The sequence below is a fragment of the Cellulomonas sp. PS-H5 genome (assembly GCF_019265565.1).
Classification (GTDB): Bacteria; Actinomycetota; Actinomycetes; order Actinomycetales; family Cellulomonadaceae; genus Cellulomonas.
The window spans coordinates 146,038-166,286 of the sequence record NZ_JAHVCI010000001.1; the positions used below are offsets into that span (position 1 = coordinate 146,038).

Sequence of the window (20,249 nt, forward strand, 5' to 3'; positions counted from 1 at the left end):
CGACTGGTGAGCGAGGGCGCCGATGTCGTCCGGTACGAGTTCGGCCCCGAGCCGAACTCGGTCCGCGGTGTCCTGGTGATCCCGCTCGACGATCCTGAGCAGTGGTACGTCGACGGGCAGGAGGAGAGATCGGTGCTCGCGCGCAACGTGCTGCACAAGGCGCTCCGGCTCAGGCGGCGTGACGGGGTCTGGCCGCGAGACGCCTCGTTCTTCTCGTGACCGCTCGCGGCCTCGCGAGATGGAGACCGGCCGCCTCCCTGCAGCGCGACGAGGAGCCGGTTCGCTTCTCCCGGCCCGCACCGTGTACACAGTGCGTATGAGCGGGGTCCTGGTCTACGCCGACAAGATCGACGAGAACGCGGCGGAGGTCCGCTACGAGGTCCGCCGCGACCAGCCGGACGGCCAGGTCGACGGCGTCCTGGTGATCGAGACCTCGGGCGACCGGAACACCTGGCACGTCGAGGGCAGGAACGCGTCCAGCGCGCTCGCCGGCCTGGTCGTCGGCCGCGCGGTCCGGCACCGCGGCGAGCAGGGCGCCTGGCCCGACCGGGTCGCGCAGCAGTAGCCCCGCGCTACTCCGGGGCGGCCGCCAGCTCGTCCCACACCGGCCCGTAGCCGAGGCGCGCCTGCTCCATCGCGACGACCTCCCGCGCCAGCCCCGCCTCGGTCACGTCGACCGCCGCGACGGCCGCCGCCGCGACCGACGACTCCCGGACGTAGGCGTCGAACACCCGCCGCTTGCCGGCCAGCAGCTCGACGATCCGTTCGTCCACGCCGTCCTCGGCGAGCAGCCGGTGCGCGACGACCGCCCGCACCTGGCCCATCCGGTGCAGCCGGGCGACCGCCTGCGACTCCGCCGACGGGGTGAGCTGCGGCTCGCAGAGCACCGCCACGGACGCGGCCTGGAGGTTCAGCCCGACGCCGCCGACGGTGATCTGCGCGACCAGCACGCCGTCGCGGGGCCCGGCCGAGAACGCGTCGATCACGGCCTGGCGCTCGTCGGCCGGCACGTCCCCGGTCAGCGGCCCGAACACCGGGGGACCGCCCGGCCGCGAGAGGGCCCCGGCGACGACGTCCAGCACGTCCCGGAAGTACGAGAACACGACGGTGCGCTGCCCGGCCGCCCCCGCCTCGGCGACGATCTCGCGCAGCCGGCCGAGCTTGGTCGACTCGCCCGGGTCTGCCGTGAGCCAGGCGGCGCGGCGCATCGCCATGAAGTTCCCGCTCGCCACTGCGGCCCGGTAGACCTCCTCGCCGGCGGGGGACAGGTCCTCCCACTCGTCGACGAGGACGAGGTCGGGCAGCTCGACCAGCACGTCCGCCTGGTTGCGCCGCAGGTAGACCGGGGCGACGTCCCGGCGGAAGGTGTCGGCGCCGACGAGGCCGAGGTGCCGCGGGAGCGACCCCGCCAGGTCCGGGTCGAGCAGCCGCACCAGCGCGACGAAGTCGTCGATCCGGTTGTCCATCGGCGTGCCGGTCAGCAGCAGCACCCGCCACACCGCCGCGGCCCACGCCGCCACCGCCCGGGACCGCTGCGCCTCCGGGTTCTTCACGTAGTGCGCCTCGTCGACGACCAGCATCGCCACCCCGTCGGCGCCGTCGAGCGGCACGTGCGGCAGGCCCTCGAACGTCGTCACCCCGACGCCGCCCTCGGCGTGCCAGCGGGCGATCGCCGCGGCGCGGTCCGGGCCGTGCAGGCGGTGCCCCGTCAGCGTGGTCTTCGCGTCGATCTCGCGGAGCCAGTTCACCAGGACACCGGCGGGGCAGACGACGAGGAACCGCCGCTCGCCGCCGGCCGCCAGGTGCGCGATCGCGGCCAGCGCCTGCACCGTCTTGCCGAGGCCCATCTCGTCGCCGAGCAGCGCCCGGCCCTGGTTCAGCGCGAACCGCGCGCCGAACTCCTGGTAACCCCGCAGCGGGACGCGCACCGCCGACAGGTCCAGCGGGTGCGCGGCGACCCGCTCGGCGAGCTCGGCGGTGAGCAGGCCGCGGGCGGCGAGCACGTCCTGGGCGAGCGGCACGATCGTGCCGAGGACGCCGTACAGCTCGGCCGCCCGGCGCTCGAACACTGCCCAGAGCGCCGGGCCGTCGGTGTCGGGGACGGCGCAGGCGGCGGCGAGGGTCTCGATCGTCGCGGACAGGCCGCCCGCGTCGAGCGTCGCGTCCCAGCCCGCCAGGGCTGCCAGCGCCCGGCGCGCGCGGTCCTTCGTCGCCCGCCGGGACAGCGCGAACCGCAGCCGCCCCGCGGCGGGCGCGGCGGACGTCGCGTGCACCGGCACCGCCGAGGCGTACGCGGTGAGCGCCTCGCGGTGCGGCTCGACAAGCGGGCGCAGCCGGAGCAGCCGGTCGAGCAGCCGCAGCACCTCGGCGGTCGTCGCCGTGTCGGGCCGTCCGGACCGGTCGACCTCCAGCCGCACCGGCACCCCGGCGCGCACGGCCTCGGCGAGCTGCTGCACCGCGGCCACCACGCTCCGCGCGGTCTGCGCCCCAACGCCCGGGACCTCGTCGAGCGCGGCCGCGGGGACCCCGAGCAGGTCGGCGGCCGTGGCGTACCCGGCGTCCGTCAGGGCCCGCAGCCGCAGGTTCCGGTCGGTCATCGCGCCGAGCTGCTCGACGGGGACGACGCCCAGCTCGGCGCGGACCCGCTGCTCGCGGTCGGCCTCGACCAGCGCCGCCACCCGCACGGTCGCGCCGTCGAGGCGGTCGAGCACCGCCCGGGCGCGGTCCGCGAGGGCGACGTGCCGGGCGAGCAGGTCGCGCGCGGCGGCGCCGGGCTCGACCGGGGCGGGCTCGGCGAGGGGCGCGGTGCTCATCGCCCGCGATGCTACGGGGCGGTCGCCTCGGTCGCCGTCGGGAACCCGGGCGCAGGGCAGGGGCGCCAGAAATGGGCCTCCCCCGGGACGCCGTCGAACGGCATACTCCAGGTGAATCGCGCGGGAACGGACACGACGGAGGTGGGTGAGCGGTGTACAGCACGGGCATGACGAGTGTGCTCACCGGGGCCACCGTGGCTCAGCTCCGCAACTGGCGGAAGGACCCGGGCGGCGGTCGGGGGCCGCTCCTGCTGCCCTCCGCCCGCAGGAACGGCCGCGCGCGCTACTCGTTCGAGGACGTCGTCGCTCTCCGCATGTTCGTCGTCCTCCGCAAGGACACGAGCCTGCAGCGGATCCGGCGGGCGGTCGCGCACCTCCGTCGTGAGCACCCGTCGACCCACCTGTCAGCGCATGCCCTGCGCGCGGCTCCCGGCGGCCGCACCATCGTCTGGCTGACGCAGGACGGGGACTACCTGGACGTGGTCGAGCACCCCGGGCAGGCGGGCTTCGCGGTGGTGATGGAGCACGTCTTCGGTGAGTTCCGCACGGACGACGGCCGGGTGGTCCCGGACCTCCGGACGCCGGCTCGTGGGCTGTCGCTGGACCCGGAGGTGCGCGGCGGGTACCCGGTGCTCGAGGGCACGCGACTGCCGTTCGACGAGGTGGCCGGCCTGGTGCGGGACGGACTCGGGACCGCGGAGATCCTGGAGCTCTACCCGTCGGCCACCGCCGCCGGCGTCGAGGGAGCACGGGTGCTCGCCGACCTGGTGGAACGGGGCATGACCGCGGCATGAGGGTCCTGCTCGACGAGAACGTGCCCGAACCGCTGCACGCCGTCCTGGCGCGGCTCCTCCGGCCTCGGCACGAGGTGGACCACGTCGCGGCGATCGCGTGGCGCGGAAAGAAGGACGTGCCGCTGCTCCGCGATGCCCGGAGGCGGGGGTACGCGGCCTTCGTCACCAACGACGTCAGCCAGTACGACGACCCGGACGAGTGCGACGCCATCCGGCGCAGCGGGCTGCACCACGTCACGTACCAGCTGCCCGCGTCCGGCCTGGACGGCCTGGCGCTCGCGTCGGCGGCGCTGTGCGCCTCGCTCCGCGCCCTGGTGGACGAGCTGGACGTGGCCGGCAGCCAGCGTCTGGCTCGGATCCGGTCGTTCCGGGCGGGAACCCGACGCTACGAGATCACCGACCCGGCGACCCGACCTCCGAGCAACTACTGGCGCTGACGCGGCTCAGCCCTGGGTCGGGCTCGCAGTCGCGGCCGCCTCGGTCACCCGGACGGTCAGCAGGTCGCACTGCACGGGGAACGACTCCGCGCACCTCCCCTCGGACCCGAGCCACACCTCGACCCGGTCGCCGTCGCGCAGGTCGGCCACGGTCGCCTGCGAGCCGTCGGCCGCGAGCACCGACGGCTCGTCACCGAGCCCGGCGAGCCCCATCCCCTCGAAGTACGGGTCCGACGCCTGCGTCAGCGAGCCGCCCGCGACCACGCCGGTCACGTCCGGGGTCGGCTGGCCGCCGAGGTGCTCGGACGCGGACGGCGCCGGAGCCGCGGGGGAGTCGGCGGGGCCGCAGCCGGCGACGGCGGCGACGGCGGCGAGCAGGGCCGCGCCGAGCAGGGCGCGGGCGCGGCGCGGGGGACGGGTGAGCACGGAGCGATGGTCGCACCTGCCGCCGAGCACCCGCTCCAGATGCGCACCGGCCACGCGTTCCGCAGGCTGGGGTGACCGAGCAGCTGGAGGGGGAACGCCGATGCGCGCCATGGTCTACCGCGGGCCGTACAAGGTCCGGGTGGAGGAGAAGGACGTCCCGAGGATCGAGCACCCGAACGACGCGGTCGTGAAGGTCGTGCGCGCCGCGATCTGCGGCTCCGACCTGCACCTCTACCACGGGATGATGCCGGACACCCGGATCGGCCACACGTTCGGGCACGAGTTCATCGGGGTCGTCGAGCAGGTCGGGTCGTCGGTGCAGAACCTGCAGGTCGGCGACCGCGTGATGGTGCCGTTCACCATCTACTGCGGCACCTGCTTCTTCTGCTCCCGGGGCCTGTACTCGAACTGCCACAACGTCAACCCGAACGCGACGGCGATCGGCGGGATCTACGGCTACTCGCACAGCACGGGCGGCTACGACGGCGGCCAGGCGCAGTACGTGCGCGTGCCGTTCGCCGACGTCGGCCCGCAGAAGATCCCGGACTGGCTGGCCGACGAGGACGCGCTGATGATGACCGACGCGCTGTCGACCGGGTACTTCGGTGCGCAGCTCGCGGACATCGCCGAGGGCGACACGGTGGCCGTGCTCGGCGCGGGCCCGGTCGGGCTGTTCGCGGCGCGCTCGGCCTGGCTGATGGGCGCCGGCCGGGTCGTCGTGATCGACCAGCTCGACTACCGGCTGGAGAAGGCGAAGGAGTTCGCCTACGCCGAGACCCGGAACTACACCGAGTACCAGGACATCGTCGTCGAGATGAAGAAGGCGACCGACGGCCTGGGCTTCGACCGGGTGATCGAGGCCGTGGGTGCCGAGGCGGACGGCAACCTGATCCAGCACGTCACCGCGGCCAAGCTCAAGCTGCAGGGCGGGTCGCCGGTGGCGCTCAACTGGGCGATCGACGGCGTCCGCAAGGGCGGCACCGTCTCGGTGATGGGCGCGTACGGCCCGATCTTCTCGGCCGTGAGGTTCGGCGACGCGATGAACAAGGGCCTGACGCTGCGGATGAACCAGGCGCCTGCCAGCCGGCAGTGGCCGCGGCTGCTCGAGCACATCCGCAACGGCTACCTGAAGCCGTCGGACATCGTGACGCACCGCATCCCCCTGGAGCACATCGCCGAGGGGTACCACCTGATGTCGTCGAAGCTCGACGGCATCATCAAGCCGGTCATCGTGCCGGACGAGGACTGAGGGGAGCCGGGACCATGCCGTACCGAGCCGAGAAGCCGCCGCTCCCCGAGACCCCGGAGCAGCTCCGCGCCCGCATCCCCGGGTGGGGCGCCGACCTCGACCCCGCCGACCGCCCGTCCTACCCGCGCGAGCGGTCCGACCTGCCGACCGGCGCCCACTGGGACTTCCCGGACCGCCAGGAGGAGACGTTCCCGCGGGAGAGGTCGATCGAGCACGAGCAGCTGCCGCCGGTGTTCGGCACCGCGCAGCCGCTGCACGGCCCCGCCGGGGCGATCCGGCGGTACGCCTATGAGCGGTTCAGCGAGGGCCGCGCCGCGCACTGGTTGCTGCTCATCGCCGCCGACCGGGTCGAGTCGACGACGGAGCACCTGAAGTCGTTCGCGACGACCCGGCCCGACAACCCGATCACGCAGACCGGGATCCTGTCCGAGCCGCGCCGGCACCCGATCGCCTCGCGGCGGGGCCGCGTCGACGTGCGGCACCAGGTGCTGGACCCGCTGATCGTGGCGGGTCCGTGGATCGCGGGCGGCCTGGCGGCCGTCGCGGTGCTGCGCAAGGTGGCGAAGAGGGGCTGACGCCCCGCCGGGGCCGCGACCGCGGTCAGGCCCCGGCGACCGCCACCACGCATACGACGAGCCAGGCGAGGGCTGCCAGCACCGGGACCGTCGGCCGCCGCTCGACCGGGGGCACGGCCCCGTGAGGAGTGCGGAGCGGCTCGGCCCGGGCCGCGGCCGCCCGCCCCTCGATGCGCGCGCGGACCTCCGCCGGCGTCGCGCCGTCGCGGGTCAGCGGGAGCCCGCCGCCCCCGAGGGGCACGAGCATCGCGTTGCCGCCCGGCTCGTCGTCGTCGTACCGCACCACCAGCGCCTCGTCGTCCGCCGCGGTCCCGGTCACGCGCCTCCACGGCACCAGCGTGTCCAGCAGGAAGCCGCGGACGCGGAGCCCGCGCGGGCTCAGGTCGACGCGCGGCTGGCCCCACACGGAGACGGACCAGGCCAGAGCGACGAGGCCGAACACGAGGCCCGCCGCCGTCGACCACGTGGCGTCGCCCCAGCGCGCCACCCCGCGCAGACCCCAGCCGGCGGGCAGCAGCGCGACCCACGGCAGCCACCGGCCCGCCCGGCGGCCCAGCTGCTCGACGGCGCGGTCCCTGCTGTCGGCGAACGCCCGCCACGCACCCGGCCGCTCCGCCACCGCGACCCGGCGCGGCCAGCGCCACCGCGGCGGGCGCAGCGGCCGCAGCGAGACGTACACGTCCGGGCCGACGCCGACCGCGACCGGGGCGTCGTCGCCGGCCAGGCCCATGAGCACCACGGGGACGCCGGCGGCGCGCACCGGGTCGCCGGCCGGGGGCCGAAACGGGTCGTGCTCACCGGGCGGCTCGTCGTCGGCCCCGACCTCGCGCGCGAGGTCGAGCAGCTCCGCGTCGGAGAGCTCGGAGACCAGGACGCGGTGCTCGTCGTCGTCCTCGTCCTCGCGGTGCCATGCGTCGGCGGCGACGTCCCACGCCTTGTGCCCCTGCGGGTTGTCGGTGACGTCGTCGAAGTCGTCGCGCCCGTCGTCCGGGTCGTCGTCCGGGTCGTCGTCCGGTACGACCAGGACGAGCGCCGGCCCGGCGACCGGCACCAGGGCCGGAGCGGTCGCGAGCAGGTGCGTGACGTCGTCCACGGGGGTGAGCAGCGCCCCGCCCGCCCGGGGTGCGCCGTGCGCGAGCGCGACGACGGCCGGCTGCGGCTCGTCCAGCAGCGCGGCGAGGCGGGCCCGGCGCCGGCGCACCTGCGCGAGCAGCAGCCCGCCGGTGAGCCCGCAGCCGACGACGGGGATGAGCGCGGTCGACGCGTCGAACACGTCGTCGACGGCCTCCGCGCGCCCGGTCACGGGGTCGAACCGCAGCCGCACGGCGTCGCCCGGTGACCGCTCCTGGTAGTTCACCGGCGCGTCGAACGTACCCTCGTCCACCCGCACCGACATGGACAGCCCGTCCTCCGTCACCCGCTCGACGACGCCCGTGGCCGTCTCCGCACCGGCACGGAACCGGGTCGCCGCCACGTGGTCGTGCACGAGCAGGACGGTCGCCGCCAGCCCGGCCGCGAGCAGCAGCACGCCCAGCGCGCCGCGGCCCCACCCGGTCCGCAGCAGGTCGGCGCGCACCGCGGGGTGCACGGGCGGCAGCGTCACCGTCGAGCTCCCGTCGCGGAGCACGGCCCGGGCGAGCGCCCGTCGCCGCACGGCGAGCAGCTGGTCCGCGACGGCCAGGACGCCGAGAGGGGCCGCGGCCGCCAGCCACAGCCCGCTCGGCCCGGCGAGCGCATCCGAGGCGAGCCCGCACACCGCCGTGCCCGCCGCCGTGAGGACGAGGGCCGTCGACGGGACCAGCCACACCAGCACGAGGCAGGCCAGCACCACCGCCTGCGCCGTGCCCGTGAGGTAGTACGGCAGCGACTCGGCGGTCGCGGCGGGCACCGCGACGCCCGCGCCGGACAGCGACCCCACCACCGGCGTGAGCACGCCCAGCAGCACGGCCACCTGGACGAGGCCGGGCGGGACCCGGTCGGTGACCACGCCGGCGAGCGCGCGGGTGAGCAGGCGGTACGGCGGCACGGGACTCCCTCGACCCCGGCGCCGGCGGTGCGCGGCGCGATCGCCTGTCCATCGGCCTCGGCGCACCCGGTCTTGAGGGGACCGCGGCGCCGCGGTGGGCGGCCGCGCCCGACGTACCCTGGGCGCGGCCGGCACGACAGCGCGATCACGGGAGCGACATGACCAACCTCGAGGCCGTCGCCACCGAGCGCGTGTGCACCCCGGGCGGCGCGCCCGGGGCAGGGCTCCCCGCCGGGTTCGAGCTGCTCGAGCCCCGCGACGTCCCGCTCGGCGGCATCCGCGCCATGTCGGTCCGGCGCACGCTGCCGCAGCGCGCCCGGTCGTTCGTCGGCGCCTGGTGCTTCCTCGACCACTACGGCCCGGACGACGTCGCGGCGACCGGCGGGATGCGCGTCCCGCCGCACCCGCACACCGGCCTGCAGACGGTGTCCTGGCTGTTCTCGGGGGAGATCGAGCACCGGGACAGCCTCGGCACGCACTGCCTCGTGCGGCCGGGCGAGATGAACCTCATGACCGCCGGCCGGGGCATCAGCCACTCCGAGGACTCGACCGACGCGACGACGGTGCTGCACGGCGTCCAGCTGTGGACGGTGCTGCCGGAAGCCGACCGCGGCGCGCCGCCCGCGTTCGAGCACCACGTCCCCCCGGTCGTCCCGCTCGACGGCGGGGAGGCGCGCGTCTTCCTCGGGACGCTCGCCGGCTCGACGTCGCCGGTGCGGACGTTCAGCCCGCTGGTGGGGGCGGAGGTGCGGCTGCGACCCGGCGCCGCGCACACGTTCGAGGTGGACCCGGCCTTCGAGCACGCGGTGCTCGTCGACGCCGGGGCGCTCGCGGTCGACGGCGTCGCGGCGCCCGCCCACCACCTGCTGTACCGGGAGCCGGGCGCGACGACGCTCACCCTGGCGGCGACCGGCGACACCGAGGCCCGGGTGCTGCTCATCGGCGGGCTGCCGCTCGGCGAGCAGATCGTCATGTGGTGGAACTTCATCGGGCGGGACCACGACGAGGTCGTCGCGGCGCGGGCCCGGTGGCAGGCGGAGATCGCCGACCCCGACGCGCCGGCGCCCGGGTTCGGGCGCGTGCAGGGGCACCCGGCGGCGCCGCTGCCGGCGCCGCCGATGCCGGAGCTCCGGCTGCGGCCGCGCGCCTGACCCGGCGCGACCGCTGTCGCGGCGCCCGCCTCGGCCGTCAGGCGACCGGCATCGCGTCCGGGTCGCCGATGTGCCCGGGCGCGTTCGCAGCGAGCACGCGCTGCACGAACGCGCAGTACTCCGCCATGTAGTGCCGGAGGAACTGCGCGAGCTCGTCGTCGAGCAGCGTCCCGTCGTCGGCGAACGTGCCGGCCTCCACCTGGACGTAGACCTCGGGGGCGTTGAGCTGCGGCGCGTCGAGGAAGCTCAGCACGCTGCGCATGGACGACTGCATCACCGCGGTGCCGATCTTGCCGATCGAGGCGCCGGCGATGCCGGTGGGCTTGCGGGCGAACGCGTTGGTGCCCCACGGCCGCGAGCCCCAGTCGATCGCGTTCTTCAGCGCGCCGGGGATGGAGCGGTTGTACTCCGGGGAGACGAACAGGATGCCGTCCGACTCGGTGATCGCCCGCTTGAGCTCCCGGGCCTCCGGCGGGTAGTCCGCGTCGTGGTCGGGGCTGTAGAGCGGGAGCCCGCCGATGGGGATCTCCCGGAACTCCAGCTGCTCGGGGGCGAGCGCGACCAGGGCGTTCGCCAGGGTGCGGTTGATCGAGGTGCTCGACAGGCTGCCGACGAAGTAGCCGATGGTGTACGACATCGCGGTCTCCGGTCCTGTGGCGGCGGGGGCCCGGCCGGCCCTCGCGCGGCGCCCTCCAGCCTGGCACCGGCGGGCGCGGGCTGCGCGGCGGCCGGCGGCGGTCCCCGGGTGGTCGGTGTCCCTCCCGCCGACTGGGTAGGTGCCCGCCACGACCGCTGCGTCCGTGCGGCACGCCGGGGGCCCGCCGGGCGGCCGCGCACTGCGTAGGTGCTCCCGGTGCCGCCGTTGAGTGGTGCCCCACGCGGAACAGTCCCTACCCGGGGGCCGACGCACACGGAGGGCTGACGGTGGAGGCAGAGGGATTCGGGCTGACGGTGGCGGCGGCGCAGCGGTGGCTGCCGCTCGGCCGCGACGTCCTCGTGCGCGGGGACCGCGGCGCGGGCAAGACGACGGTGCTGGAGGGCCTGCTCGCCGACGCCTCGCGGCGGGGCGTCACGGGCATCCTGCTGCGCGCGGGCGGCTCCCGGCCGCTGTCGGCGCTGCTCGACCACGCGTCGTCGTCGGTGCGCGTGCCGGACGAGGCGGCGCTGACCGACTGGCTCACGGACGAGCTGCGCGCGCGCCGCAGCGTGCTCCTGGTCGACGACGCGGACCGGATGGACGACGCCAGCCTCGGCGTGGCCCGGCGGGTCCTCGGCCGCACGGGGTCGCTGCTCGTCGCCGCCAGCACCTCCGACCCGCTCCGCGCCCCCGGCGGCGGCCTGCGCGACCTGCTGCTCGGCCGGGCGCCCGCCGAGGTGCGGGTGCAGCCGTTCGGCTTCCGGGCGGTCGCGACCCTGCTGGAGTCCGTCCTCGGGGCGCCCGCCGACACCGGGCTGACCGCCTCCGTGATGGCCGGGACCGGGGGCAACCCGCGCGCGGTCGTGGCGCTCGCGGACGCGGCCCGGGCGGCGGGCACGCTGCGCCGGCAGGACGGCTTGTGGGTCGAGGACGGGACGCTGGGCGACGTGCCCGTGGAGGCGGTCGCCTACGTGTTCCTGTCCGGGCTCGGCCCGGCGTGCGTCGGCGCGCTGGAGACGCTCGCCAGCGCCGGACCGCTCCCCGCCGACGTCGCGGGCCGGCTGGTCGACCCGTCCGCGCTCGCGGAGCTGTCGGACCACGGCCGCGTCGTCGGCCACGAGCTCGCGGGCGCCGGCGAGGTGCTGGCGGTGTCGCCGCCGCTGCTCGCCCGGGCGCTGCGGGAGCGGGTGTCGCCGTACCGCCGGCGCCGGCTCGCGGAGCGGGTCGCGGCCGAGGGCGGCGGGCTCGCCGCGGCCGCCTCGCCGGTCGACGACCTGACGACCGTGCTGCTGGCCGCGCCGTCCGGCGAGGGCGGCGCGCCCGCGTGGGTCGCGCAGGTCGCCGGCCTCGTGCACGAGCGCGCCACCGCGGACGAGGGCGCGCGCCGGGCGGAGTGGCTGGCGCACCCGACGCTGGCCACGGCCAACGCCTACCTGGCGGCGCTGATGCTCCGGCCGGCGGCCGAGCAGCTCGAGGAGGTGTTCGCGCGGGTGGAGCCGGGTGAGCACGACGACGCGGGGGCGCGCGCGGCGTTCGCGTTCTACCGCTCGCGGTGGGCCGCCTGGGCGGCCACCGCCGCGACCACGGCGCCGGAGGCGCCGCTTCCCGTGGACCTCGCGGGCGGGCAGCCGGCGGGCGACGGGCCGTGGGAGGGCGACGCGGCCGAGGGCGACGCGGAGCAGGACGCGGCCGACGGCGAGGTCGTGCCCGACGTCGAGCCCGCCGACGACGGCTGGCCCGTCGCGGGGCCGGACGACGCGTGGCCGGACCCCGTCGACCCCGACCTCGCCCCGGTCGCCGAGCTCGGCCGGCTCAAGCCGCGCCTGCTGCGCGAGCTGGCGGGCGGCCGCAGTCCCGAGGAGGTGGCGGCGGAGGTCGAGCCCGAGACGCGGGTGCCGTTCGTGCGCGGCTGGCCGTCGGTGCTGCGCGCCGCCGCGCTGCTCGAGGCCGGCTGGCCCGAGGCCGCGCTCGAGGTGGTCGAGCGTGCGGACCTGTCCTGCGCGGCCCCCGAGCCGCGGCACTACCTCGCGGCCCTGCGCGGGCAGGGCCTCCTGCAGGCCGGCCGGATCGACGAGGCCGAGCAGTGGCAGCGCCGGATGCTGGACGCCGCCTACGACGAGGTCGACGCCCTGGCCATCCGGGTGCACGCGAGCATGCTCGCCGAGGTGCTGTACATGTCGTCCCAGACCGCCGCCGCCTGGCGCGCGGTGAGCACGGCGCTCCGCCTCGGCGCGCCCGGCCCGGTCGGCACCACGTTCTACCGGCGCGGCCTGACGGTCGGCGCCGTCATCCAGGCGCACGCGGGCAACCTCACGCTCGCCCAGGTGCTCGTGCGCGAGCTGGACCGCTCGCCGCAGGCGTACCGGCCGCTGCTGCGCTCGATGCGGCCGCTCGCCCGCGCGGCGCTCGCGGCGGCGTCGGGGGAGGCGCTGGCCGGCGCGCGCATCGTCCGCCGGGCGGCCCGGGCCTACGCGGCGGAGGGGCTGCTGCAGCCCGCGCTGCTGTGCTGGACGCTCGGCACGGGCGACCTCGACGCCCACCGGGGGAACGCCGTCCGCGACCTCGCGGCCCGGACCCGGGTCCCGCTGCTGGAGCCGTACGCCCAGGTGGTGGTCGGGCTCGTCGAGGGCGACCGGGAGTCGGTCGCGGCGGCCGTGTCGCGGACGAGCGCGGCGACCGCCCCGGCGCTCGCCCGCGCGGCCGAGCAGGTGCTCGGTGTCCAGGAGGGCACCCCGCGGCCCGCGCGGGCGCCCGTGCCCCGGCTGCTGGCCGGCGTGCGCGCCGAGCCGCTGTCGGTCCGGGAGCAGGAGGTCGCGGTCCTCGCGCGCGAGGGCCTGAGCAACCGGCAGATCGCCGACCAGCTTTACCTGAGCGTCCGGACCGTCGAGAACCACATGAGCCGCGCCCTGCGGAAGCTCGGGCTGGTCAGCCGGGGCGAGCTGGTGCAGTGGGGCGGCTGACGGGCACGCCCTGACGCAGGGCCCGGGGGATCTCGGCGACCTCGTCGACGACGGCGAGCAGCCGCGCGACGGCCTCATCGGGGGCCGTCGTGTCGAGCCGCACCTCGTAGGTGACGCCCGTGGACGCCCAGGTCTCCGGCGCGAACCCGCCGCGCGCCGTCACCGCGGCGCCGGCGAGCGGCAGGCCGCGAGAGTGCGCCTCGCGGAACAGGTCGTTGAGCACGCAGCCGGCGACCGCGAGGTGCAGCAGGTGCGCGCCGGTGAAAGCGACCGTGGCGCGGACGCCGCCGTCCGTCCACCGGTGGGGGAGGGCGACCGCGTCGCCGTCCGCGGGCGCCAGCGTGCCCGCGCCGACCGTGACCGCGAAGTCCTCGGGCACCGGCGGTCCTCCCCTCGGGCGTCGACGGCAGCGTAGGCACCCGACCTCGCGGCACCTACGTGGGGCGGAGCGTGACGCTCACCGACGGCCCCGCGACCCTCAGGCCGCCGCCTCCCGCCACTCAACGGAGTCGCCTGCACCACTCACCGCGCGGTGAGCGGCGGTCCGGGGCGCCTTGAATGGACGACGTCGGAGGGCCTGCAGCGGCTGACAGGCCCTCCGACGTCGAGGTCGCCGGTGCTCGGCACCGCCCCCCGTCGGGCACCGGGGCCCTCGTCGTCGGATCGTGATCTCGGTCACGAGCCCCGACGGTCGACCTGCGGCGATGCTCCCGGTCTGTGACCACGCTGTGTGAGCGTTCACCCCCGCGGACGCCAGATTGTTGACCGCTGCACCAACGGGGGCCATAGTTCATCCCGACGGTGCGCATCGCCTGCCCCCTGCGCGGTGCGCACCGTTCACTACGTCGCCGCCGTCGCCCGTCGAGCCGCCGCTCCGGGCCCGCGGCCACTCCTCCGGGCCGAGCTCCTCCGAGCCGCCCCGAGGACCGCCCCCGAGGGCGTCCCGGCCGGCGAGTTCCGCGTCATCACCCGCCTCGGCGGCGCGTCACGCCCGCGGTCGGGGGGAGTCCCGGTTAGCGTGCTGCGGGTGAAGGTCCCTGCGCGCCGCTCCGTCCCCGGGCAGCAGCCGGCCGCCTCCGCCGAGGCCGCGCCGGTGACGCCGCCGACCCCCGAGACGACCGCCGGTGGGCCGACCGCCGGGACCGGCACCGACGGCCCCGCGCCCCGGCGCGACACCCCGCACGACGGCGAGACGCCCATGTCCGACCCCACCGACCCCGCGACCCCGGCCGGACCCGTGCTGGTCGAGCCGCCGTCCGCCGCCGAGCTCGTCGAGGGCGCCGCCGGCACCTGGCGCGCCGCGCTCGTCGAGGCGGCCGGCGGCTCCACGCTGGCCGACGTCGAGCTGCTCGGCGACGCCGCCCTCGACCTGTCCGCCGCGCACCCCTCCGGCATCGCCCAGCTGTTCGCCGGGCGGGAGACCCGGCTGTCGAACCTGGTCCGGGAGGGCGCCGCGCTCGGCACCGCCCGCCGCCGGGCCCGCGCCGTCGCCGCCCGCGCCGGGACCTACGCGCAGCAGTACGGCATCGCGCCGACCTACCTGGCCATCGGCGTCGCCTCCTGGACCGAGCACTCGACGCCCGACGTGGCGACCGATGACGTCGCGGCGATCGCCACGGCGACGCGGGAGTCGGCGGCGCGCCCGGACGGCGTCGCCGCGGACGACGACGCGCCCGCCCCGACCGCCCGCAAGGTGCGCGCGCCCGTGCTGCTCCGGCCGGTCTCGCTCCGCGCCCGCGGCACTGCCGAGAGCGACTACGAGCTGACCCTCGAGCCGTCCCTCGAGGTCAACCCGGTCCTGGCCCGCGCGCTGCGCTCGCGCGGGGCGCTGCTCGACCCCGGCGCCGTCGCCCGGAGCGCGTTCACCGGGTCGGGCTTCGACCCGCGCGACGCCATCACCCGGCTGACCTCGCTCGGCACCGCGGTCCTCGACGACTTCCAGCTCGTCGACCGGATCGTCGTCGGCACGTTCGTGCACCCCGGCCAGGTGCTCGTCGACGACCTGGACCGGCTGGCATCCGCCCTGGACCGGCACGAGGTGGTCGCCGCGCTGGCGGGCGTCCCCGAGGCCGTCGCCGCGCTCGACGTCGCCCTGCCCGAGCCGTCCCGCGGCGACCGCGACCCGGCGCTGGAGCGCGGGGTGGGCGACCTGGACCCCGCCCAGCAGCACGTCCTCGACGTGGTCGCCGGCGGGTCGCACGTCTTCGTGGACGCCCCCGCCGACAGCGACGTCACCGGCACCCTGGCCGCGCTGGTCGCCGACGCCGCGGCCGAGGGCCGGACCGTCCTGTACGTCCCCGGGCACCGTCGCGCCGCCGTCGCGCTGCGCGAGCGCCTGGAGCAGCTCGGGGTGGGCGAGGTCCTGCTGGACGTCGCGCCCGACGCCGCGTGGCGCGCCGCCTCGTCGCGCCGGCTCATGGGCGCGATGACGCTCGACGTCGACCCGGGCGACCCGGCGGCGACCGGCGAGCTCCGCCGGGCCCTGGTCGAGCGCCGGGAGCGGCTGCGCGGCTACGTCGACGGCCTGCACCGGGTCCGGGAGCCCTGGGGCGCGTCCGCCTACGACGCGTTCCAGGCGCTGGCCCGGCTCACCGCCGAGCGGCCCGCGCCCCGCACCACGGTCCGGCTGGCCGCCGAGGTCGCGCGCACCCTGGACGCCGCGCGCCGCGCCGCCGTCGGGGCGGAGCTGCGCGAGGCCGCCGAGGCCGGGGCCTTCACGCTCCGCCCGGTCGACACGCCCTGGTACGGCGCCGCCCTGCTCAGCGACGCCGAGGCGGCGGACGCCCTGCGCCGCGCCGAGCGCCTGGCCGGCGAGGACGGGCTGGCCCGGGTCGAGCGCCGGATCGCGGAGGTCGCCGAGGTCACCGGGTTCACGACCGCGACGACGCTCGCCACCTGGGCCGAGCAGCTCGAGGTGCTCGCGGGCGTCCGCGGCGCGCTCGACGTGTTCCAGCCGATCGTGTTCGAGCGGAGCCCGGCCGACATGGTCGCCGCCACGGCGTCGAAGGCCTGGCGGGCCGAGCACGGCACCCCCATGGGCTACTGGCTGCGCCGGCGGCTCAAGAAGCAGGCCAAGGACCTGCTGCGACCGGGCCGCCCGGTCGCGGACCTGCACGCCGCGCTGCTCGACGTGCAGCGGCAGCGCGCCATCTGGGCCGAGCACTGCCCCGCCGGCGGCTGGCCGCGGCTGCCCGAGGGCCTCGGGGAGATCGAGGCCGAGCACCGCGAGGTGCGCGCCGACGTCGAGGCGCTCGCCGTCGTGCTCGCCGGGACCCCCGAGGGCGCCGACCTGCTCGACCGCCCGATCGGCGAGGTCCTGGACCGCGCGCGGCGGCTGGTCGCGGCGCGGGACACCCTCGCCCGGCTGCCCGAGCGCACCCGGCTGCTCCGGTCGCTGCGCGCCGCCGGCCTGGACGACCTGCTCGACGACCTGGCCACGCGCCGGGTCCCGGCCGGGCTGGTGCCCGCGGAGCTCGAGCTCGCCTGGTGGAGCACCGTCTTCGAGCAGCTGCTCGCCGCCGACCCCGCCCTCGCGGGCTACGACGGCCGCACCCTCGGCCGGCTGGCCGCCGAGTACCGGCAGCTCGACGTCGCGCACACCGCCGCGCTCGCAGGACCGGTGCGCGCCCGCGCCGCCGCGCACGTGCGGAACACCATGGCCGCGCACACCGAGCAGACCGAGGCGCTGTTCGCCGAGCTCGTCGAGGAGCGGCTGACCGGGCTCCGCGAGACGTTCGAGCGGTACCCGGACGTCGCCCGCCGGCTGCGGCCCGTGCTCGCCGCCGCGCCGATGCTGGTGCCGCAGGTGCTGCCCGCGACCCGGACCGTCGACCTCGTGGTCCTCGACGCGGCCGCGCACCTGCCCGTCGAAGTCGCGCTGCCCGCGATCGCCCGCGGCCGCCAGGTTGTCGTCGTCGGAGACCGGCGGTGCGCGTCCGGCACCGCCGTCCGCGAGCTCGCCGACGTGCTGCCGACCGTGCCGCTGCGCGCGGACGCGTCCCGGCGCGACCCGTACCTCACGGCCTTCCTCGCCGCGCACGGCTACGCCGACGTGCTGTCGCCCACGCCGCTGCCCACGAGCGCGGCCGCCGTCGGGCACCACCTGGTCGACGGCACCGGGATGCCCGACGGGTCCGGCGCCGTGCAGAGCACCCGCGCCGACGTCGACCGGGTCGTCGAGCTGGTCATCGAGCACGCGCTCACCCACGGCGAGGAGTCGCTGGCCGTCGTCACGGCGTCGCCCGTGCACACCGCGCAGATCCGCGAGGCCGTGCTCGCGCAGGTCCGGGACTCGCCGTCGCTGGCCGCCTGCCTCGACGGTGCGCGGCCCGAGCCGTTCGTCGTCACCGACCTGACCAACGTCGCCGGCCTGCGCCGGGACGCGCTCATCCTGTCGCTCGGCTTCGGCCGGACCCCGCACGGGCGGGTGCTGCACCGGTTCGGGCCGATCAGCGGGCCCGGCGGCGATGCGCTGCTGCTCGCGGCGCTCGGCGTCACCCGGCACCGGCTCGACGTCGTGTCCTGCTTCGCGGTCGGCGACGTTGACCCCGAGCGGCTGCGCGGCCCGGGTCCGCGGCTGCTGGCCGACCTGCTGCGGTTCGCCGAGCGGCGGGCCGCGGGGGAGACGGACCTGGCGATCGCGGCGGCGCCGGCCGAGGTGGAGGCGGCGGTCGAGGGGACCGACGCGTCCGACGACGCGGACGGCACGCCCGCCGCCGAGGAGGCCGCGGCCCCGGCCGTGGCGGAGGAGGTCAAGGCCCCCGCGGCCGAGCACGCGCCCGACCGTCTCGTCGTCGACCTCGCCGAGCGGCTGTGGCGGCACGGGCTGGTCGTCGAGCTGGACCACGGCCTGCCGGGCGGGCTGCACCTGCCGCTCGCCGTCGGCCACCCCGACCTGCCGGGCGAGCTGCTCGTCGCCGTCCTCACCGACGACGACGCCTACCTGCACGAGCCCAGCGTCCGGGTGCGCGACCGCCAGGTCGCCGAGCGGCTCGAGCGCCTCGGCTGGAGCGTGCTGCGCGTCTGGTCGGCCGCCGCGTTCCTCGACCCCGAGGCCGAGGTCGACCGCATCCGCCGCGCCCTGCACGCGGTCGCCGACCGCCGGCTCGCCGAGGCCGAGGCCGACCGGGCGCGCGCCCGGCTGCTGGTCCCGGCGCCCCTGCTCGACGACGACGGCACCGGGCCCGCGCCCACGCTGACCGGGTTCGCCGTCGTCCCGGGTGCCGACCTGCCCGCGGGCGGCGGCGCGCGGCCCGGCGAGCGCCGGGTGCTCGACGCGACCGGCGCGATCACGGTGGTGCCGGACACGTCGGCGGACGACGAGGACGGCGGCGGCGAGGGCGCCTCGGGGACGGCGAGCACGCCCGAGGCGCCGGCGCGGTGGACCCCGCCGGCGGCGCCGGGGGCGGGGGCGCCCGATGCGCTGGGTGCGCCCGATGCGCCGGGTGCGCCGGGTGCCGGCTCGTCGCAGGAGCGCCCGGCCTCGTCGGCCGCCCCGGCGACCGCCGCGCAGATCCCGGGCGTGATGGAGGCGGCCGCGCCGATGACCGGCGCCGTCCGCGCGGTCCAGCCGACGCTCGCCGTCCCGGGCGGCCCACGCCCCGACGTGCGACCGGGCCTGCCGATCAGCGCCTACTCCGACGACCAGCTCGACGACCTCGTCGCCTGGCTGGTGTCCGACGGCACCGAGCGCACCCCGGACGAGCTCGCGGCGGCCCTCCGCGCCGAGCTCGGCATCACCCGCCGCGGCGCCCGGGTCGACTCGGTCGTCTCGGCCGCGGTCACCCGCGCGACCCGCTGACGGCGTCGCGTCGGCCGCGGGCGGCGCGCGGGTTCCCGGCGCGCGGACCGGGGTGCGCCGAGGACCGAGGCGTCAGGGTGCGCGGGCCGGCCGCCGGGGACAGCCCAGGACCGCAGCGCCGGTCACCGCTCCGCCGAGATCGGACCGTCTCGCCGAGATAGGACCGTCGACGGTCCTATCTCGGAGCGGAGGTCCTATCTCGGCGACGGTTGGGCGACGGGATCGGGGAGGGCGAAGCGGTCGCGGGCGAGGCTCGGCGGGGGGCGGATGTCCCGGATTCGGCGAGCGGGCGAGGGCGGGGGTCGGGCGGCGCCGCCCGTGTCGTCGGGGCGCGGGGTGGGACACTGGGCGGGTGACCACTCCGACCGAGCCGGGCCCCGAGCCCACGGACCGACCCCGCCGTCCGGTCGACGACTCCCCGCTCATCCCGAGCCGCAGCGCCGACGACTCCGACACGGGCTGGGGCGACGACCGCGGCGACTCCAACGACGACCGCCTTCGCCGGGACGTCCCGCCGCACTGGTGACCCGTGCCGGCTGCGACGAGATCGGTGCTTCCGGCCGAGATCGGTGGTTCTAGGCACCGATCTCGGCGCAAAGCACCGATCTCGACGCGAAGCACCGATCTGGACGCGAAGCACCGATCTCGGCGCGAGCGACCGGTGCCGCTCGGGCGCGGCGACCGGCTCGTCGGGCGGGGGCGGGTGGCGCGTGAGCGGGCGGGCGGTCAGGGCGGGGACCGGGTGGCGCGGGAGCGCCGGCGCGTGAGGCGGAGGGCGGTCAGGCGAGGGGCGGGTGGCCCGGGTCGCCGGTGCCGGTCGAGCGGCCCGTGACGCCCGGGGCCGCGGGGCCGGAGGCACCGGAGGTCCCGGCAGTCCCGGGTGCGGGGGAGCCCGCGGTGTCCTGGGTCAGCGCCGGGCTCGACTGGGCGGCCAGCAGGTCGCGGATCTCCTGGAGCAGCAGGATGTCCTCGGACGGCCGCGCGGGCTCCGCCTCGATGCCACGCTTGCGGCGCTCGGCCAGCTTGTTGAGCGGCAGCACGATGAAGAAGTAGATCGCCGCGGCGGTGATGAGGAACTGCAGCAGGGCGTTGAGGATCAGGCCCATGTCGATCGTGGCCTTGTTGATCGGCCCGATCACCCAGATCTCCGAGATGTCCGGCTTGCCGAAGATCATCGCGATCAGCGGCGAGATGAACCCGTTCTGGATGGCGGCGATGACGGTGCTGAACGCCGCGCCGATCACCACGCCGACGGCCAGCTCGATCGCGTTCCCGCGAGAGATGAAGTCCTTGAACCCCTGCAGGACCTTGCCGGCGCCCCTGGCGCCCTCGGTCGCGGTGCGCAGGCCCTTGTTCAGTGCGTCGCTCATGCGGTGAGGTC

The 20,249-nt window shown here is 77.1% G+C and carries 16 protein-coding genes; 10 read left to right on the plus strand and 6 right to left on the minus strand.

From position 1 onward, the window contains the following. Positions 1 to 6 precede the first annotated feature (6 nt). Entirely contained in the window at positions 7 to 219 is a 213-nt protein-coding gene (locus J5O08_RS00615; protein ID WP_218704914.1) for a hypothetical protein, read from the plus strand. A 97-nt stretch (positions 220 to 316) separates the two neighbouring features. Then, on the plus strand, positions 317 to 565 hold the full coding sequence (locus tag J5O08_RS00620; RefSeq protein WP_147795687.1) for a hypothetical protein: 249 nt from the start codon (positions 317 to 319) through the stop codon (positions 563 to 565). 7 nt (positions 566 to 572) lie between these two features. Here J5O08_RS00620 and J5O08_RS00625 read toward each other — a convergent pair whose 3' ends face one another. After that, positions 573 to 2,813, minus strand: coding sequence for a DEAD/DEAH box helicase (locus tag J5O08_RS00625; protein WP_218704915.1), 2,241 nt, complete (start codon positions 2,811 to 2,813; stop codon positions 573 to 575). A gap of 167 nt (positions 2,814 to 2,980) precedes the next feature. Here J5O08_RS00625 and J5O08_RS00630 point away from each other — a divergent pair, with 167 nt between their 5' ends. Both J5O08_RS00630 and J5O08_RS00635 read left to right on the plus strand, forming a co-directional pair. After that, positions 2,981 to 3,607 (plus strand): DUF433 domain-containing protein, encoded by a 627-nt coding sequence (locus J5O08_RS00630; protein WP_218704916.1) that lies wholly within the window; start codon positions 2,981 to 2,983, stop codon positions 3,605 to 3,607. Further along, positions 3,604 to 4,044, plus strand: a complete 441-nt coding sequence (locus tag J5O08_RS00635) for a DUF5615 family PIN-like protein (protein ID WP_218704917.1) — start codon at positions 3,604 to 3,606, stop codon at positions 4,042 to 4,044. The genes J5O08_RS00630 and J5O08_RS00635 overlap by 4 nt, the downstream gene beginning before the upstream one ends. Positions 4,045 to 4,050: 6 nt before the next feature. Here J5O08_RS00635 and J5O08_RS00640 read toward each other — a convergent pair whose 3' ends face one another. After that, positions 4,051 to 4,470: a hypothetical protein gene (locus J5O08_RS00640; RefSeq protein ID WP_218704918.1), complete on the minus strand. Its 420-nt coding sequence runs from the start codon at positions 4,468 to 4,470 to the stop codon at positions 4,051 to 4,053. Positions 4,471 to 4,570: 100 nt separating this feature from the next. Between J5O08_RS00640 and J5O08_RS00645 the strand changes: the two genes are divergently transcribed. After that, positions 4,571 to 5,719, plus strand: coding sequence for a zinc-dependent alcohol dehydrogenase (locus J5O08_RS00645; protein ID WP_218704919.1), 1,149 nt, complete (start codon positions 4,571 to 4,573; stop codon positions 5,717 to 5,719). Positions 5,720 to 5,733: 14 nt separating this feature from the next. Beyond that, positions 5,734 to 6,294 (plus strand): hypothetical protein, encoded by a 561-nt coding sequence (locus J5O08_RS00650; protein ID WP_218704920.1) that lies wholly within the window; start codon positions 5,734 to 5,736, stop codon positions 6,292 to 6,294. 25 nt (positions 6,295 to 6,319) lie between these two features. Here J5O08_RS00650 and J5O08_RS00655 read toward each other — a convergent pair whose 3' ends face one another. After that, complete coding sequence (locus J5O08_RS00655) at positions 6,320 to 8,320, minus strand: hypothetical protein (protein WP_218704921.1); 2,001 nt, start codon at positions 8,318 to 8,320, stop codon at positions 6,320 to 6,322. Positions 8,321 to 8,478: 158 nt separating this feature from the next. On the opposite strand from J5O08_RS00655, the gene J5O08_RS00660 reads away from it, so the two are divergent. Then, entirely contained in the window at positions 8,479 to 9,471 is a 993-nt protein-coding gene (locus J5O08_RS00660) for a pirin family protein (protein WP_218704922.1), read from the plus strand. 37 nt (positions 9,472 to 9,508) lie between these two features. On the opposite strand, the gene J5O08_RS00665 is transcribed toward J5O08_RS00660, so the two are convergent. Next, positions 9,509 to 10,108 carry an NADPH-dependent FMN reductase gene (locus J5O08_RS00665; RefSeq protein ID WP_218704923.1) on the minus strand — a complete coding sequence of 200 codons (600 nt, stop codon included), beginning with the start codon at positions 10,106 to 10,108 and terminating at the stop codon, positions 9,509 to 9,511. Positions 10,109 to 10,395: 287 nt separating this feature from the next. Here J5O08_RS00665 and J5O08_RS21450 point away from each other — a divergent pair, with 287 nt between their 5' ends. Next, positions 10,396 to 13,068, plus strand: coding sequence for a LuxR C-terminal-related transcriptional regulator (locus J5O08_RS21450; RefSeq protein WP_218704924.1), 2,673 nt, complete (start codon positions 10,396 to 10,398; stop codon positions 13,066 to 13,068). On the opposite strand, the gene J5O08_RS00675 is transcribed toward J5O08_RS21450, so the two are convergent. Next, positions 13,034 to 13,447 (minus strand): OsmC family protein, encoded by a 414-nt coding sequence (locus J5O08_RS00675; RefSeq protein WP_218704925.1) that lies wholly within the window; start codon positions 13,445 to 13,447, stop codon positions 13,034 to 13,036. The genes J5O08_RS21450 and J5O08_RS00675 overlap by 35 nt on opposite strands. Before the next feature lie 648 nt (positions 13,448 to 14,095). Here J5O08_RS00675 and J5O08_RS00680 point away from each other — a divergent pair. Together J5O08_RS00680 and J5O08_RS00685 are read left to right on the plus strand one after the other, a co-directional pair. After that, complete coding sequence (locus tag J5O08_RS00680; RefSeq protein ID WP_374225895.1) at positions 14,096 to 18,868, plus strand: hypothetical protein; 4,773 nt, start codon at positions 14,096 to 14,098, stop codon at positions 18,866 to 18,868. A 352-nt stretch (positions 18,869 to 19,220) separates the two neighbouring features. Beyond that, the gene (locus J5O08_RS00685) at positions 19,221 to 19,394 is read left to right on the plus strand and encodes a hypothetical protein (RefSeq protein ID WP_218704926.1); all 174 of its coding nucleotides are present in this window, start codon (positions 19,221 to 19,223) and stop codon (positions 19,392 to 19,394) included. Between the two features lie 253 nt (positions 19,395 to 19,647). On the opposite strand, the gene mscL is transcribed toward J5O08_RS00685, so the two are convergent. Continuing rightward, positions 19,648 to 20,238 (minus strand): large conductance mechanosensitive channel protein MscL, encoded by a 591-nt coding sequence (gene mscL / locus J5O08_RS00690; protein WP_217615134.1) that lies wholly within the window; start codon positions 20,236 to 20,238, stop codon positions 19,648 to 19,650. Positions 20,239 to 20,249 lie beyond the last annotated feature (11 nt).

Coding starts and splice junctions, on each gene's coding strand:
- mscL (WP_217615134.1), bottom strand. CDS start 20,238: ATGAGCGACGCACTGAACAAGGGCCTGCGCACCGCGACCGAGGGCGCC.
- J5O08_RS00635 (WP_218704917.1), top strand. CDS start 3,604: ATGAGGGTCCTGCTCGACGAGAACGTGCCCGAACCGCTGCACGCCGTC.
- J5O08_RS00620 (WP_147795687.1), top strand. CDS start 317: ATGAGCGGGGTCCTGGTCTACGCCGACAAGATCGACGAGAACGCGGCG.
- J5O08_RS00660 (WP_218704922.1), top strand. CDS start 8,479: ATGACCAACCTCGAGGCCGTCGCCACCGAGCGCGTGTGCACCCCGGGC.
- J5O08_RS00645 (WP_218704919.1), top strand. CDS start 4,571: ATGCGCGCCATGGTCTACCGCGGGCCGTACAAGGTCCGGGTGGAGGAG.
- J5O08_RS00665 (WP_218704923.1), bottom strand. CDS start 10,108: ATGTCGTACACCATCGGCTACTTCGTCGGCAGCCTGTCGAGCACCTCG.
- J5O08_RS00650 (WP_218704920.1), top strand. CDS start 5,734: ATGCCGTACCGAGCCGAGAAGCCGCCGCTCCCCGAGACCCCGGAGCAG.
- J5O08_RS00625 (WP_218704915.1), bottom strand. CDS start 2,813: ATGAGCACCGCGCCCCTCGCCGAGCCCGCCCCGGTCGAGCCCGGCGCC.
- J5O08_RS00630 (WP_218704916.1), top strand. CDS start 2,981: ATGACGAGTGTGCTCACCGGGGCCACCGTGGCTCAGCTCCGCAACTGG.